This window comes from Pseudomonas sp. St386, from assembly GCF_018325865.1.
GTDB classification, from domain to species: domain Bacteria; phylum Pseudomonadota; class Gammaproteobacteria; order Pseudomonadales; family Pseudomonadaceae; genus Aquipseudomonas; species Aquipseudomonas brassicacearum.
Map to the genome: position 1 here is coordinate 5,373,733 of NZ_AP021900.1, position 15,401 is coordinate 5,389,133.

At 61.7% G+C, this 15,401-nt stretch carries 13 protein-coding genes and 1 pseudogene; 5 read left to right on the plus strand and 9 right to left on the minus strand.

From position 1 onward, the window contains the following. Positions 1 to 94: 94 nt before the first annotated feature. From KI235_RS23830 to secA, 4 genes are all read right to left on the minus strand, one after another. On the minus strand, positions 95 to 1,039 hold the full coding sequence (locus KI235_RS23830; RefSeq protein ID WP_003205066.1) for a Nudix family hydrolase: 945 nt from the start codon (positions 1,037 to 1,039) through the stop codon (positions 95 to 97). Further along, positions 1,036 to 1,668, minus strand: a complete 633-nt coding sequence (locus tag KI235_RS23835; protein ID WP_003205067.1) for a glutathione S-transferase family protein — start codon at positions 1,666 to 1,668, stop codon at positions 1,036 to 1,038. The genes KI235_RS23830 and KI235_RS23835 overlap by 4 nt, the downstream gene beginning before the upstream one ends. 163 nt (positions 1,669 to 1,831) lie before the next feature. Then, the gene (argJ, locus tag KI235_RS23840; protein ID WP_003205069.1) at positions 1,832 to 3,049 is read right to left on the minus strand and encodes a bifunctional glutamate N-acetyltransferase/amino-acid acetyltransferase ArgJ; all 1,218 of its coding nucleotides are present in this window, start codon (positions 3,047 to 3,049) and stop codon (positions 1,832 to 1,834) included. Between the two features lie 123 nt (positions 3,050 to 3,172). Beyond that, complete coding sequence (gene secA, locus KI235_RS23845) at positions 3,173 to 5,908, minus strand: preprotein translocase subunit SecA (RefSeq protein ID WP_003205071.1); 2,736 nt, start codon at positions 5,906 to 5,908, stop codon at positions 3,173 to 3,175. A gap of 307 nt (positions 5,909 to 6,215) precedes the next feature. Between secA and KI235_RS23850 the strand changes: the two genes are divergently transcribed. Beyond that, on the plus strand, positions 6,216 to 6,671 hold the full coding sequence (locus tag KI235_RS23850; protein WP_003205074.1) for a DciA family protein: 456 nt from the start codon (positions 6,216 to 6,218) through the stop codon (positions 6,669 to 6,671). Between the two features lie 136 nt (positions 6,672 to 6,807). On the opposite strand, the pseudogene KI235_RS23855 reads toward KI235_RS23850, so the two are convergent. Both KI235_RS23855 and KI235_RS23860 read right to left on the minus strand, forming a co-directional pair. Next, a pseudogene (locus KI235_RS23855) lies at positions 6,808 to 6,960 on the minus strand (helicase HerA-like domain-containing protein); the annotation flags it as partial. Positions 6,961 to 7,054: 94 nt separating this feature from the next. After that, complete coding sequence (locus KI235_RS23860) at positions 7,055 to 8,542, minus strand: helicase HerA-like domain-containing protein (RefSeq protein ID WP_003205079.1); 1,488 nt, start codon at positions 8,540 to 8,542, stop codon at positions 7,055 to 7,057. Between the two features lie 308 nt (positions 8,543 to 8,850). Between KI235_RS23860 and KI235_RS23865 the strand changes: the two genes are divergently transcribed. The 3 genes from KI235_RS23865 (at position 8,851) to KI235_RS23875 (ending at position 11,878) form a co-directional block, all read left to right on the plus strand. Beyond that, entirely contained in the window at positions 8,851 to 9,942 is a 1,092-nt protein-coding gene (locus KI235_RS23865; protein ID WP_003205082.1) for a glycosyltransferase family 1 protein, read from the plus strand. A gap of 179 nt (positions 9,943 to 10,121) precedes the next feature. Then, positions 10,122 to 10,886, plus strand: a complete 765-nt coding sequence (locus tag KI235_RS23870; protein ID WP_053163303.1) for a DUF2334 domain-containing protein — start codon at positions 10,122 to 10,124, stop codon at positions 10,884 to 10,886. Continuing rightward, positions 10,883 to 11,878: a lysylphosphatidylglycerol synthase transmembrane domain-containing protein gene (locus KI235_RS23875; protein ID WP_003205085.1), complete on the plus strand. Its 996-nt coding sequence runs from the start codon at positions 10,883 to 10,885 to the stop codon at positions 11,876 to 11,878. Before KI235_RS23870 ends, KI235_RS23875 begins: the two co-directional genes overlap by 4 nt. Before the next feature lie 4 nt (positions 11,879 to 11,882). Here KI235_RS23875 and KI235_RS23880 read toward each other — a convergent pair whose 3' ends face one another. Together KI235_RS23880 and purU are read right to left on the minus strand one after the other, a co-directional pair. Continuing rightward, positions 11,883 to 12,056: a hypothetical protein gene (locus KI235_RS23880; protein ID WP_003205087.1), complete on the minus strand. Its 174-nt coding sequence runs from the start codon at positions 12,054 to 12,056 to the stop codon at positions 11,883 to 11,885. Between the two features lie 58 nt (positions 12,057 to 12,114). Next, complete coding sequence (purU, locus tag KI235_RS23885; protein ID WP_003205089.1) at positions 12,115 to 12,963, minus strand: formyltetrahydrofolate deformylase; 849 nt, start codon at positions 12,961 to 12,963, stop codon at positions 12,115 to 12,117. A gap of 305 nt (positions 12,964 to 13,268) precedes the next feature. Here purU and mvaT point away from each other — a divergent pair, with 305 nt between their 5' ends. Continuing rightward, positions 13,269 to 13,646 (plus strand): histone-like nucleoid-structuring protein MvaT, encoded by a 378-nt coding sequence (mvaT, locus tag KI235_RS23890; RefSeq protein ID WP_003205091.1) that lies wholly within the window; start codon positions 13,269 to 13,271, stop codon positions 13,644 to 13,646. An 84-nt stretch (positions 13,647 to 13,730) separates the two neighbouring features. Here mvaT and sbcB read toward each other — a convergent pair whose 3' ends face one another. After that, positions 13,731 to 15,164, minus strand: coding sequence for an exodeoxyribonuclease I (gene sbcB, locus KI235_RS23895; protein ID WP_013694117.1), 1,434 nt, complete (start codon positions 15,162 to 15,164; stop codon positions 13,731 to 13,733). Positions 15,165 to 15,401 lie beyond the last annotated feature (237 nt).

Sequence of the window (15,401 nt, forward strand, 5' to 3'; positions counted from 1 at the left end):
GCCCGGGACGCTCCGCGTCCCTCCAGAGCCGAACGCGGAGCGTCCGTTGAGGCATTCCCACGCGGAGCGTGGGAACGATCAGTTCACTGCAGCTTCAAGCCTCAGGCCAAAACGCCCGAATCCCCGCCACACCTTGCGCCCCGGCCTCCCAGGCTTTTTGCCGCTCGCCAGGCCCGACCCCACCCAACAGATAAACCGGCCTGTTGAAGCCCTCGATCAAGCGTGCGGCCTCGGCCCACCCCAACGGCTGTGCGTCAGGGTGGGTCTGGGTCGGCTGCACCGGCGAGAGCGTCACGAAGTCCACGTCCATCTGCTGCGCCAGGGACAATTCCTCGGCGCTATGGCAGGAGGCCGCCAGCCAGCGGTCCTTGCCAAACGGTCGACCGGCCGCTGCATGCTTGCGCAACTGCGCGGCGGTAATGTGCCAGCCGGCGGAAGGAAAATCTCCCAGCCATTCGAACGGCCCCTTGAGCATCAGCTGGGCCTTGCCGGCACACAGCCCCGCCGCATCCACCGCCAGATCGCGGTATTTCGGGTCGTAACCACCGGGGGCACGTAGCTGGACCAACTTGATCCCGCCGGCAATCGCCTTCTGCATGCCGCGCAGCAAGGCCGGCGTCTCAAGGCCGTCAGGCGTGATCAGGTACTGACCCGGCAAACGGGCCGCCGCGACGATCGGCTGATTGGCCGCCGGGAACTCATAGTTCGTCAGGTCGCGGGCCGTCACCCAGGCCAACGGCTGCCCTTCGGCGCCGTGGGGCTCGCCGGTGAACGCCGAGACTTCCCAGACATCCAGCAGCACCTGTTTGTCCGGGTAGTCGTGACGCACCTTGATCAACGGCCGGGCGGCATCGACGACAATACCCAGCTCTTCATGAAGTTCGCGGGCCAGGGCGGTTTCGACGGATTCATCGGCCTCGACCTTGCCACCGGGGAACTCCCACAGGCCACCCTGGTGCTGGGTGTCGGCCCGTCGGGCGATCAGGATTTTACCGGCGGCATCGCGAATGACCGCTGCCGCCACATGGACTCGTTTCACCGCGCAGTGTCCTCCAGGCCAGCTTGTTGCCACGCCTTGAACGCCGGCCATTGATAAAGGGTTTCGACGTAGGCCTCATCGACCTCCGACAGTTTCACCTGATAAGTGCGCAAGCGCACGGCAACAGGGGCAAAAAACGCATCGACCAGGCTCACGCGGCCAAACAGGTAGGGACCGGTTTCGGTCGCCGCGGCACGGCATTCGGCCCACAGCGCCAGCACCCGCTCGATTTCCGCCTGGACGTCAGCCGGCATGGGCGACAGCGGTGCATCGTGCAGCAGGTCAAAGGGCATGTTGCTGCGGATGGCGAAGAAACCGCTGTGCATTTGTGCACAGGCCGACCGCGCCTGGGCCCGGGCGGCCACATCCTTTGGCCAGAGGCCGGCATCCGGGAACTGTTCAGCCAGGTATTCGGCAATCGCCAGGGAATCGGCGATCACGCCGAACTCGGTCTTGAGCAACGGGACCTTGGCCGTGGCCGAATACTTGAGCAGCTTCTCGCGGGTGTCGGGTTGGTCGAGCCTGACCAGCTCTTCGGTGTACTTTGCGCCGGTCAGCGCCAGGGCCAACGCGCCGCGCAGGGACCAGGAAGATAGATCTTTGTCGCCGATGATCAGGTGCAGGCTCATGTCTGGATTCCTTTCTTGTGGTTCTGAGGGTGTCTGTTCTGACGCCATCGCGAGCAAGCTCGCTCCCACAGTGGATTTGTGTTGAGACCACTATCGATGCCACTCAACAAATCCCTGTGGGAGCGAGCTTGCTCGCGATTGGAGCAGCTCGGTCCCGGGCCTGTTAAGTCCGGTACTCAGCGTTGATCTTGACGTACTCGTGGGACAGGTCGGTGGTCCAGATCGTTTCGCTGCAATCCCCACGTCCCAGCTCGATACGGATGGTGATTTCTTCCTGCTGCATCACAGCCGCGCCCTGGGCTTCGGTGTAGGTCGCAGCGCGAGCGCCTTGGCTGGCGATGCAGACTTCACCGAGGAACACGTCGATCTTGCTCACGTCCAGCTCAGGCACGCCGGCACGGCCAACGGCAGCGAGGATCCGGCCCCAGTTCGGGTCGGAGGCGAACAGCGCGGTCTTGATCAGCGGCGAGTGGGCCACGGTGTAGCCGACATCCAGGCATTCCTGATGATTGCCACCGCCATTGACCTGCACGGTCACGAACTTGGTCGCGCCTTCGCCGTCACGGACGATGGCCTGGGCCACTTCCATGCACACTTCGAACACCGCCTGCTTCAGGGCCGCGAACAGCGGGCCGCTGGCTTCGGTGATTTCCGGCAGGCTGGCCTTGCCGGTGGCGATCAGCATGCAGCAGTCGTTGGTGGAGGTATCACCGTCGATGGTGATGCGGTTGAACGATTTGTTGGCACCGTCAAGCATCAGGTCTTGCAGCACCTGGCGCGAGACTTTGGCGTCGGTGGCGATGTAGCCGAGCATGGTCGCCATGTTCGGGCGGATCATGCCGGCGCCTTTGCTGATACCGGTGACGGTGATGATCACGCCATCATGCTCGAACTGGCGGCTCGCGCCCTTGGGCAAGGTGTCGGTGGTCATGATGCCGGTGGCGGCTGCTGCCCAGTTGTTTTCCGACAGATCATCGAGAGCGGCTTGCAACGCGCCTTCGATCTTCTCGACCGGCAACGGCTCGCCGATCACGCCGGTGGAATACGGCAGCACCTGGCTGGCATCGACACCGGTCAGTTGCGCCAACTTGGCGCAGGTGCGCTCGGCAGCGGCCAGGCCTGGCGCGCCGGTGCCGGCGTTGGCGTTACCGGTGTTGGTCAGCAGGTAACGCACCGGCCCCTGCACGCGCTGCTTGGCCAGGATGACCGGCGCGGCGCAAAAGGCATTGAGGGTGAACACGCCAGCGACCGTCGAGCCTTCGGCGCAACGCATGACCACGACGTCCTTGCGCCCGGGGCGCTTGATGCCCGCCGAGGCAATACCGAGTTCAAAACCGGCAACCGGGTGCAACGTTGGCAACGGACCAAGACCAACAGCCATGAATGCGCTCCTTAAATGAGATGTATATCGGCACCGTCTCCATCGGGACGGTAGATCAAATGGCAAAACGCCGCGACGGCTGGAAGCCGGTCGCGGCGCGGGTCGTTCAGCGTTGAAACGGGATTATTGGATCTGCCCGTGGCAATGCTTGTATTTCTTGCCCGAACCGCAATAGCACAGTTCGTTACGGCCCAGCTTCTGCTCGTTGCGCACCGGTGCGGTCGCCAAGGCGACATCCACATCGACGCCCTCTTCGGCGACCACTTCCAGGCCCGGGGCTTCGGCGTGTTCGAACTGCATGCGCGCAGCCAGGGCTTCGGCTTCCTGACGCAGGCGGGCTTCTTCTTCGGCCGGGTCTTCGCGGCGAACCTGAACGTGGGACAGCACACGGATCGAGTCGCGCTTGATCGAATCGAGCAACTCGGAGAACAGCGTGTAGGACTCGCGTTTGTACTCCTGCTTCGGGTTCTTCTGGGCGTAACCGCGCAAATGGATACCGTGACGCAGGTGGTCCATGGTCGACAGGTGGTCTTTCCACAAGTCGTCCAGTACCCGCAGCACAATCTGCTTCTCGAAGGAACGCAGCGCCTCGGCGCCCGCCTGGTCTTCCTTCTCGTTGTAGGCAGCGATCAGTTCGGCCAGCAGTTTCTCGCGCAGGGTTTCTTCATACAGGTGATCGTCTTCGTCGAGCCATTGCTGGATCGGCAATGCCACGCCGAAGTCGCTCTGCAGGGCGGCTTCCAGGCCGGCGACGTCCCACTGCTCCGGCAGCGACTGCGGCGGGATGTGGGCGCTGACGGTTGCGTTGAGCACGTCCTGGCGGAAATCGGCGATGGTTTCGCCAATGTTGTCGGCGGCCAACAAACTGTTACGCATGTGATAGATCACTTTACGCTGTTCGTTGTTGACGTCATCGAACTCGAGCAATTGCTTGCGGATATCGAAGTTGCGACCTTCGACCTTGCGCTGGGCCTTCTCGATGGCGTTGGTCACCATGCGGTGCTCGATCGCCTCGCCCGGTTGCATGCCCAGGGCCTTCATGAAGTTCTTCACCCGGTCAGAGGCGAAGATGCGCATCAGGCTGTCTTCCAGGGATAGGTAGAAACGGCTGGAACCGGCGTCACCCTGGCGACCGGCACGGCCACGCAGCTGGTTGTCGATACGACGCGACTCGTGACGCTCGGAAGCGATCACCTGCAAACCGCCGGACTCCAGCACCTGCTGGTGACGTTTCTGCCAGTCGGCCTTGATCTGCGCGATCTGCTCTGGGGTCGGGCTTTCCAGGCTGGCGACTTCCACTTCCCAGTTGCCGCCCAAGAGAATGTCGGTACCACGGCCAGCCATGTTGGTGGCGATGGTCAGCGCACCCGGGCGACCGGCCTGGGCGATGATCTCGGCTTCCTTCTCGTGGAACTTGGCGTTGAGGACCTTGTGCTCGATGCCTTCCTTGTTGAGCAGGGCGGACATGTGCTCGGAAGTCTCGATGGTGGCGGTACCCACCAGGATCGGACGGCCCTGGGCCATGCCGTCCTTGATGTCGTTGATGATCGCCGCGTACTTCTCTTCGGCGGTCAGGAACACCAGGTCGTTGTAGTCTTTACGGGCCAGCGGCTTGTTCGGCGGAATCACCACCACTTGCAGGCCGTAGATCTGGTGGAACTCGAACGCTTCGGTATCAGCGGTACCGGTCATGCCGGACAGCTTGTTGTACAGGCGGAAGTAGTTCTGGAAGGTGGTCGAGGCCAGGGTCTGGCTCTCGGCCTGGATATTCAGGCCTTCCTTCGCTTCGATGGCCTGGTGCAGGCCTTCGGACAGGCGACGACCCGGCATGGTACGGCCGGTGTGTTCGTCCACCAGTACGACCTGGCCGTCCTGCACGATGTATTCGACGTTGCGATGGAACAGCTTGTGCGCACGCAGGCCAGCATAAACGTGGGTCAGCAGGCCCAGGTTGTGGGCCGAGTACAGGCTCTCGCCTTCGGCCAGCAAACCAACACGGGTGAGCATTTCCTCGACGAACTGGTGACCCGCTTCGTTGAGCTCGACCTGACGGGTCTTCTCGTCAACGGTGTAGTGCCCAGCCTGGGTCACTTCGCCTTCGACTTCCTCGACGTGCAACTTGAGCTGCGGGATCAGCTTGTTGATCTCGATGTACAGCTTGGAGCTGTCCTCGGCCTGACCGGAAATGATCAGCGGGGTACGGGCTTCGTCGATGAGGATGGAGTCGACTTCGTCGATCACGGCAAAATTGAGTTCACGCTGGAATTTTTCTTCCATGCTGAACGCCATGTTGTCGCGCAGGTAGTCGAACCCGAATTCGTTGTTGGTGCCGTAGGTGATGTCGGCGGCGTAGGCGGCGCGCTTCTCTTCCGGCGGCTGGAACGGCGTGACGACGCCGACAGTCAGGCCTAGGAATTCGTAGAGCGGGCGCATCCAGTTGGCGTCGCGGCGGGCCAGGTAGTCGTTGACCGTCACGACGTGCACGCCCTTGCCGGACAGTGCGTTGAGGTACACGCCCAAGGTCGCCACGAGGGTCTTGCCCTCACCGGTACGCATTTCGGCGATCTTGCCTTCGTGCAAGGTCATGCCGCCGATCAACTGAACGTCGAAGTGGCGCATGCCCATGATCCGCTTGCCGGCTTCACGGGCGACCGCGAAGGCTTCAGGCAGGAGCTGGTCAAGGGTTTCCCCCTTGGCGATGCGGTCCTTGAATTCGGCAGTCTTGGCGCGTAACTGATCGTCCGAAAGGGCCACCATTTGCTCTTCGAAGGCATTGACAGTCTGTACCGTCTTGAGCATGCGCTTGACTTCACGCTCGTTCTTGCTTCCAAAAAGTTTCTTTAACAAAGGCGCAAACATATCGGCAGGATCTTCCACACTAAAGGGATGGAGGGCGGCCCCGTGAGTCGCCCGTGCAGCCCTCATGGCCGCATGCGAACGAGCATTCTACCCGGAAACGATGGAGAGGAAAGTGGCGTTATTCCACGATGCTGGCACAGCGCTGTGACGGGGCTTGCATAAAATAAGGGCTTTTGCGCGAACTTCAACCCACCCAGCGCAGAAGTTAATCATTGATTGTGCAGCCAAAAGCCGCTGGGCGAGAGGGTCGAGGCGCATCCGGCGCTTTCTGCTACCATGGCGCCTCTGTCACTTGCGGTATTCATTCATGGCCTTTCGCCCTCTTCCAGCCAAGGCACCCGCCGTTCTGCTGCGCGAAGCCAAGCCGCTGAAAGCCATCTTTGGCCACGCCAAACGCCTGGGCCACTTGCAACGCCTGCTCGACAGCCAGTTGCAACCGGCCGCGCGCGAGCATTGCCACGTGGCCTCCTGGCGCGAAGGCAGCTTGCTGCTGATCGTCACCGACGGCCACTGGGCCACGCGCCTGCGCTACCAGCAAAAACGCCTGCTGCGCCAACTCCAGGCGTTCGAAGAATTCGCCAACCTGACGCGAATCCTGTTCAAGGTGCAACCGCCCACCGTCCAGGTCGGCGCCAAGGGGCACACGCTGGATTTGTCCACCGACGCCGCCGCGACCATTCAGGCCACGGCGGATGGCATCACCGATCCCAACCTGCGGGCGGCGCTGGAGCGGTTGGCGGCGCATGCGCGGCCAAAGGATTGAGACTTTCGGCGCCGGTTGGATAGCTATCGCGAGCAAGCTCGCTCCCACAGGGGATCTGCGGCGGACACCTATTTCGTGTACGACGCCAATCCTTGTGGGAGCGAGCCTGCTCGCGAAGGCGGCGACTCGGTCCTGACTACCGGCGCTTGCTGCCACCGAGCAACGACCCCATCAACCCACGCACCAATTGCCGGCCCAACTGATTGGCCGCCTGGCGCATGGCCGATTTCAATGCCTGGCCGGCCGCGGTGCCGAGAAACTCGCCGGCCATTTCGGTGAAGCTCGGTTCTCCCACAGGGGATCTGCGGCGGACACCTATTTCGTGTACGACGCCAATCCTTGTGGGAGCGAGCCTGCTCGCGAAGGCGGCGACTCGGCCCTGACTACCGGCGCTTGCTGCCACCGAGCAACGACCCCATCAACCCACGCACCAATTGCCGGCCCAACTGATTGGCCGCCTGGCGCATGGCCGATTTCAATGCCTGGCCGGCCGCGGTGCCGAGAAACTCGCCGGCCTTTTCGGTGAAGCTCGGTTCTTCCGCCGTCGGCTTGCCCGGCGCCTCTTCGGCCTGCGGTTCCAGCCCTTTGCGGCCCATCAGCACTTCATAGGCCGATTCGCGATCTATGGGTTTGTCATAGCGCCCTTGCAACGGCGAACTGGCGATCAACCCGGCGCGCTCGGCTTCGCTCAGCGGCCCGATGCGCGATTGCGGTGGCGCCACCAACACCCGCTGGACCACTTCCGGCGTACCTTTTTCCTGCAAGGTGCCCACCAGGGCTTCACCGATGCCCAGTTCGGTCAGCACCGCCAGGGCATCGAACTGCGGGTTGGGCCGGAAGCCGTCGGCCACCGCCCGCAGGGATTTCTGCTCCTTGGCAGTGAAGGCCCGCAACCCGTGCTGGATGCGCAAGCCCAACTGCGCCAGCACGTCGTCCGGCAAGTCGCCCGGCGACTGGGTCACGAAATACACCCCCACACCCTTGGAACGGATCAGCCGCACCACTTGCTCCAGGCGTTCCTGCAAGGCCTTGGGAGTGCCGGCAAAAAGCAAATGCGCCTCGTCGAAGAACAGCGCCAACAGCGGTTTGTCCGCATCGCCGCGCTCGGGCAACTGCTCGAACAGCTCGGCCAGCAGCCACAACAGGAACGTCGCGTAGACCTTCGGCGCCTCATGGACCAGACGGCTGGCGTCGAGCAAGTGAATGCGACCACGGCCATCACTGGCCGGTTGCAGGATGTCTTCGAGCTGCAACGCCGGCTCGCCGAACAACGCGTCCGCGCCCTGCTGTTCCAGGGTGGACAAACGTCGCAACAACGCCTGGCTGGAGCCGGTGGTCATCAGGGCCGCGTCGTCCCCCAGCAACTCGGGGTTGTCCTTGAGATGGTTGAGCAGCGCCTTCAGGTCCTTGAGGTCCAGTAGCAACAGCCCTTCGCGGTCGGCCACCTTGAACGCGGCGTAGAGCGCCGACTGCTGGCTGTCCGTCAGTTCCAGCAGACTGCCGATCAACAACGGACCCATTTCACTCAAGGTGGTGCGCAGCGGATGACCGGACTGGCCGTGGATATCCCACAAGGTCACCGGATAAGCCTGGGGCTTGTGATTGAGCCAAGGCATGCCGGCGATGCGCTCGGCGATCTTGCCCTGGGGGTTGCCCGCCGCGCCGAGGCCGCACAGGTCACCCTTGATGTCCGCCGCGAACACCGCCACGCCGGCGTCGCTGAACATTTCGGCCAGGCGCTGCAAGGTGACGGTCTTGCCGGTACCGGTGGCGCCCGCCACCAGACCATGACGGTTCGCCAGGCGCATGGCCTGGGCGATGGGCTGGCCGCTAAGGTCGGCCCCGATAACGAGTTGCGATGAGTCAGGCATGTGGTCACCCGTGGTGTTTGCGATGTGACGCCATTTTGCACGCTTATATAAAAGCATGCCTGGCGCATTAAGCTCCTGGCGTCAGGAATAATAGCCTGCGAACCCGGACTGGCCCTATCGCGAGCAAGCTCGCTCCCACATGGGATCTGTGCCTCTCCTGTGGGAGCGAGCTTGCTCGCGATGAGGCCCTGTCAAATCCCACAACCCCACAACCCCACAACCTCAACCGAACATCTATTCTTACTAAAGGTCAACACAGGAGAACACTGACCGGAGGGACGTTCATCGTGCATATAGCGGACATAACCATGTTCTACGCCCCCGCCAGCGGAGGCGTGCGCACTTATCTGGATGCCAAGCACCGGCGCCTGGGCGATCGGCCCGGTATTCGCCACAGTCTGTTGATCCCCGGCGCGCATTTGAGCGAGCACGATGGGATCTACAAGGTTCCGGCCCCTGCACTGCCGTTCGGCAAGGGCTATCGCTTCCCCCTTCGCCTGGCCCCCTGGCGCAATGTCCTGCGCGATCTACAGCCCGATCTGATTGAAGTCGGCGATCCCTACCTCACGGCCTGGGCCGCGCTGGATGCCCGTCGCCAGCTCGACGTGCCCGTCATCGGTTTCTATCACTCCGACCTGCCACTGCTGGTCAGCAACCGCATGGGCAACTGGTTCACCCCCAACATCGAAGCTTATGTCAGCAAGTTGTACGGCAATTTCGACCGGGTCCTGGCGCCGAGCCAGGTCATGGCCGACAAACTGACCGGGTTGGGGGTCAAGAACGTCTACGTGCAACCGTTGGGCGTCGACCTGCAAACCTTCAACCCGGCCGCCCGTGACCCGGAGTTGCGCGCAGAGCTGGGCATCGCCGAAGACGCGCGCCTGCTGATTTTCGCTGGTCGCGGCTCCAAGGAAAAAAACCTGCCGGTGCTGCTCAAGTGCATGAAACGCCTGGGCGAGCGCTACCACCTGCTGTTGGTGGGCTCGTCGATGCCCGCCTTGGTGCCGGACAACGTCACGGTGATCGATGAATTCTGCCCGGCGCCGCAAGTCGCCCGGCTCATGGCCAGCGCCGATGCCCTGCTGCACGCCGGTGACCAGGAAACCTTCGGCCTGGTGATCCTCGAAGCCATGGCCAGTGGCATTCCCGTGGTGGCGGTGGCGGCCGGGGCCTTCACCGAAATCGTCGACGAAGACTGCGGCCTGCTGTGCATGCCCAACAACCCACAGGCCATGGCCAACGCCGTGCGCCAACTGTTTTCCGAAGGCTGTCAGCGCCGGGGGGTATTGGCACGCCGGCACGTGGAGCGTCATTACGCCTGGGATACCGTGGTCAACAGCTTGCTGGGGCACTACTACGCCGTGCTCGGCGAGCAGATGCCACTGCTGGCCAATGGTTGAGGCGAGGTCCGTGTCGATGAATCAATCGTCCAGTGTCCTGTTTCGCAAATACGTTTCTTTCTTGGCGAGTGGCTGTTGTCGTCAGGCAAGGCGCCGCGACGAGTCATAGCCCGCTATGGCGAGGAGCGGCAACGCAGCATGACGACAACAGACACCGTCAAAAAGGAACAGTATTTGTGATACAGGACACTAGCGTCCTCCTGGTGCTACACGACGTGGCACCGCAAACCTGGCCCGACTACCAGCCCTTCGTCGAAGCCGTTGATGCCCTCGGCCAGGTACCGATGACCTGGTTGGTGGTGCCGGACTTTCATCGCCACAATGCCTTGGAGGCTCATCCTGGCTTTCGGCGCCTGCTCGACAGCCGGGTCGAGCGCGGCGACGAACTGGTGTTGCATGGCTACTACCATTGCGACGACGGTCCTGTTGCCCGTCACCCCAAGGACTGGTTCATGCGCCGGGTCTATACCCACGAAGGTGAGTTCTACAACCTGTCCGAGGCCGCCGCCCTCGCCCGCCTGCGCGCCGGGATCGACACCTTTGAACGCTACCACTGGCCGCTGGAGGGTTTCGTCGCCCCCGCCTGGTTGATGAGCGAAGGCACGCGCCAGGCCTTGCGCCAGTTGCCGCTAAGCTACACCAGTGACACCCAACACCTTTATCGCCTGCCCGACTTCACTGCCATCGACGCGCCGGGGCTGGTCTGGAGTGCCCGCAGCGCCTGGCGCCGTGGCCTGTCGAAAGTCATCAGCGACCAACGCGAACAGCGCTGGCACCAGGCCCCGGTGATTCGCCTGGGCCTGCACCCAGTGGACATGCGCCATACCTTTTCCCGGGACTATTGGCTGCGCACCCTCGAACGCCTGCTCAACGACGGTCGTGTCCCCATGACCAAAGTCGGCTGGCTGGCGACCCAAGGGCTGCGGGTCAGCAGCGCCGCATGAAACGGCTGATCTGGCTGGGCGCCGCCCTGCTCACGGCGCTACTGGTGCCGCTGCTGGTCGGCGGCGGGGAAATGTGGTCACGGGTGCAGCGCTTTCCGTTGTCGCTACTGCTGGCCATGCTCGGCATGATCGTGCTGTGCTGGGGCTTGAACTCCGTGCGCTTGCGCCTGCTGCTGGGGGAACACCGTGGGCGCATCGGCGGGCTGAAAAGCATCGGCGTGGTGATGTCCACCGAGTTCGCCATGTGCGCGACGCCCGGTGGCAGTGGCGGCCCACTGACGCTGATGGCCCTGCTGGCGCGCAACGGCGTGCGCCCGGCCCATGGCAGCGCGGTGTTTGCCATGGATCAATTGAGCGACTTGCTGTTCTTCCTCTGCGCCTTGGTCGGCATTCTGTTTTACGCGCTGTTCCAGAACCTCAGCCAGCGCATGGAATGGATGCTGGCGTTAAGCGCGATTTCATTGTTTGGCGGGCTGTTTGGCTGCGTGTTGGTGGCCCGCTATCACCGCAGATTGATTCTGCTGGGCGCTCGACTGCTTCGCCACCTGCGCGTAAAAGCCGTTACCCGTCGACGCTGGGCGCGCAAGATCCTGAGCTTCCTGGCGGCGTTCACCGACACCTTGAAACTGCCAAAACAGACACTGTTCCAGGTCTTCGGCCTGACCTGCCTGCATTGGGCGCTGCGCTACAGCGTGTTGTACCTGGCGTTGAAGGGGCTGGGAGCGGATCTGCAGTGGGCCTGGAGTTTCCTGATCCAGATGCTGTCCTTGAGTGCGGGACAGTTCAGCCTGCTGCCGGGCGGTGCCGGGGCGGCCGAATTGACTTCGGCGGCGCTGCTGGCCCCCATGGTGGGCAAATCCACCGCAGCGGCGGCGATTCTGATCTGGCGGGCGGTGACCTATTACTTTTATCTGGTGGCCGGCGGGCCGGTGTTCTTCCTGATGGTCGGGCGACCGTTGCTCAAGAAACTGGTCAGGCTCAGACAGGCCTGACGCATCACGGCTTCTGTTCGGGCTCGTCCTGGGGATGCAGTTGCTCCCACAATTGCGCGGCATCGGGAAACTCAGTGCCGTCCTCCGGGCCCAACGCATCTGGGTCATAGCGGCTGAGGCAGCCCTCGCCCAGGGTCGCCGGCGCCTTGGAGGTGGCTTTGTCCAATGGATCGGTCATGGCGAACCTCATGAAAAAAGGGCCTGGCGATCGCTCCTCCAGGCCCTTTGCAGTGTAGTCAGAACACCACGGTCTTGTTGCCGTGCACCAGCACCCGGTCTTCCAGGTGATAACGCAGGCCCCGGGCCAACACCATCTTCTCTACGTCACGGCCGAAACGCACCATGTCTTCGATGCTGTCGCTGTGGCTGACGCGCACCACGTCCTGCTCGATGATCGGGCCGGCATCCAGCTCTTCGGTCACGTAGTGACAGGTGGCGCCAATCAGCTTCACACCGCGCATCGACGCCTGGTGGTACGGCTTGGCACCGACGAACGATGGCAGGAAGCTGTGGTGGATGTTGATGACCTTATGGGCGTATTCGCGGCACAACGCCGGCGGCAGGATCTGCATGTAGCGGGCCAGCACCACCACCTCGGCATCATGCTGCTTGACCAGCCGCGAGACTTCGGCGAACGCCGGCTGCTTGTCCTGCGGGTTGACCGGCACATGGTAGTAAGGGATGCCGTGCCATTCCACCATGCTGCGCAAGTCGTCATGGTTGGAAATCACACAGGCGATGTCGCAATCGAGCTCATCGCTGTGCCAGCGGTGCAGCAGGTCAGCCAGGCAATGAGACTCGCGGCTGGCCATCAGCACCACGCGTTTTTTCTGCGCGGTGTCGGTGATACGCCAGTCCATCGAGAACTCTTCGGCAATGGGAGCGAATGCTTCACGAAAGGCTTCGATACCAAAGGGCAGCGAGTCGGCACGAATCTCGTGACGCATGAAAAACCAACCGCTTTGATTGTCCGAGTGATGGCTCGCTTCGGTGATCCAGCCGTTATGGGACGCCAGAAAGTTACTGACTTTAGCAACGATGCCGACGCGGTCCGGACAAGCAATCACCAGACGAAAAGTGCGCATTAGGGAAACTCCAGAACTTCGCAAAGGCGGCCATTCTAGCCATTGCGCGGCAAAACTGCAGTATCGATGACGCGCCGAATCATGGGCGACAGCCCAGGTCACAGCCTGCGAGGGTCGGGAAGGCGGATTATATGTGTGAACAGATGTGAAGACTCTGCCGCAGTATTTAACTGCAACAGGCGTTTTTGTGGCACAGCACTAATTAATTAAATAAAACACCGGTTAAATGTTTACTTGATGAAACTGTCTGATTACTATTGCCACACTGTCTCCTTGTCACCCGCGTCCTACATAAGGTAGTCCACATGTCCTTGATCAATGAATACCGTGCCACAGAAGAAGCCATCAAAGAACTGCAAGCTCGCCTGAAAAACCTGTCCCAAGACGACAAACTGCAAACCGAGCTTGAATTCGAAGGCAAACTGCGCACGCTGATGGGCGAATACTCCAAGTCGCTGCGCGACATCATTGCCCTGCTGGATCCAGAAGCCAAGTCGAGCAAAGCCCCACGTGGCGCCGTCAAAACTACCGGCACCAAACGCGCTCGCAAAGTTAAGCAATACAAGAACCCGCACAACGGCGAAGTCATCGAAACCAAAGGTGGCAACCACAAGACTCTGAAAGAGTGGAAAGCCAAGTGGGGCGGTGACGTGGTTGAAGGCTGGGCAACCCTGCTGGGTTAAGCCTCACCGGTTCGCACCGTTCTTAGCGAACAAAAAACGCCAGCGATTGCTGGCGTTTTTTTTGCCTGTCATCTTTTCACTTCATCACGGCTCAAGGCTTAAACGTTTGCGCAATTGCTGACTGTAACCCTGCCACTCCCTGAGTACTTCTTGCTGTACTGGTGTAGACAGGGCCATCCACTCCCTCATCGCCGCATCAAAACTTTCCAAGGTATTAGGCGCTCCCCATTCCGGGGATGACAGCCGTTGTTGACAGAAAAGTCTCCAACGCCCGTGCTCTTCGGGATTCAACGTGTCTGGAAAGTTGCGCGCGCGATATCGGAACAATAGTTCCGGCAAACGCTCATCATCAAAAGGCCAGCGTTCTTGGGTCAATTGCAGCGGATCCGCCATACGGACTTGTTCACATAAACGTCGATCGCGATCCCCCAGGAAGCCCGCGTATAACTGTTGCTCGGGATCCTCGCTGGCGGTGAAATCCTCCCGACCATAAATAGCCTGAAGTTTATCCTGCCAAACTTTCTGTGCGTCAGTTAGCCGCAATGCCCGTTGCTGATAGCCCTCCATGTCCAGTTCCAGTCGCTGCTGGTCCTCGGCACGCAGCACCGACAACGGCGCGATCACCGGGCATTTGTTGATATGGATAAGCTTGAGCGGCACCGGCAACTCACCTTCGAGCAGTTCTTCACGGCGGGTATACAAACGCTGGCGCAGGCTTTCGGCATCGTGGTCCAGCAGGCCCTGGGGGTCCAGGTGCAGGTCGCAGACGATCAGGGCGTTGCGGTTCTTCGGGTGCCAGGCCAGCGGCAAGACCACGCCGATGTAGTTGCGCGCCGCCGAGAAGCGACCGGAAATATGCACCATGGGCTGCAACAGGCGGATCTGGTCCATTACCTTCTGTTTGCTGCGCAACTGGAACAGCCAGTCGTAGAGCCGGGGTTGCTGCTGACGGATCAGCCGAGCCAGGGCAATGGTCGCGCGCACGTCCGACAACGCATCGTGGGCCTGGCCATGGTCGATGCCATTGGCGGCGGTCAGGCGCTCGAGCTTGAGGGTCACGCGACCGTCCTCTTGCGGCCAGACAATGCCTTGCGGGCGCAACGCATAGGCCGCGCGCACAAGGTCGATCAAATCCCAGCGACTATTGCCGCCCTGCCATTCCCGCGCGTACGGGTCGAAGAAATTTCGATAGAGGCTGTAGCGGGTCATTTCATCGTCGAAGCGCAGGGTGTTGTAGCCGGCGCCACAGGTACCGGGCGCGGCCAGTTGCCCGTGGACACGGGTCATGAAATCGGCTTCGCTCAAGCCTTTTTCGGCCAGGCATGTCGGGGTGATACCGGTAATCGCACAGGCCGCCGGATGAGGCAGGATGTCATCGCTGGGCCGGCAATACAGGTTCACCGGTTCGTCGATTTCATTGAGCTCGAAATCGGTACGGATACCCGCCACCTGCAAGGGTCGGTCGCAACGCGGGTTGATGCCGGTGGTTTCGTAGTCGTACCAGAAAATGGAAGTCACGGGCTGTTCCTGAACTGAAGACTGGCGAAGTCTAGGCGCTCGAACCCGCCTGCGACCAGCAGTCCTGTAACTTTTGAAGACTAATGCGCCGCTCCACCACCCACCCCATGTGGGAGCGAGCTCGCTCGCGATAGCGGTGGTTCAGCTTGCATCAATGTTGAATAGACTGATGTCATCGCGAGCAAGCTCGCTCCCACAGTTGATCTGCGGTACCCACGAATCTTGTTGCAAACCATG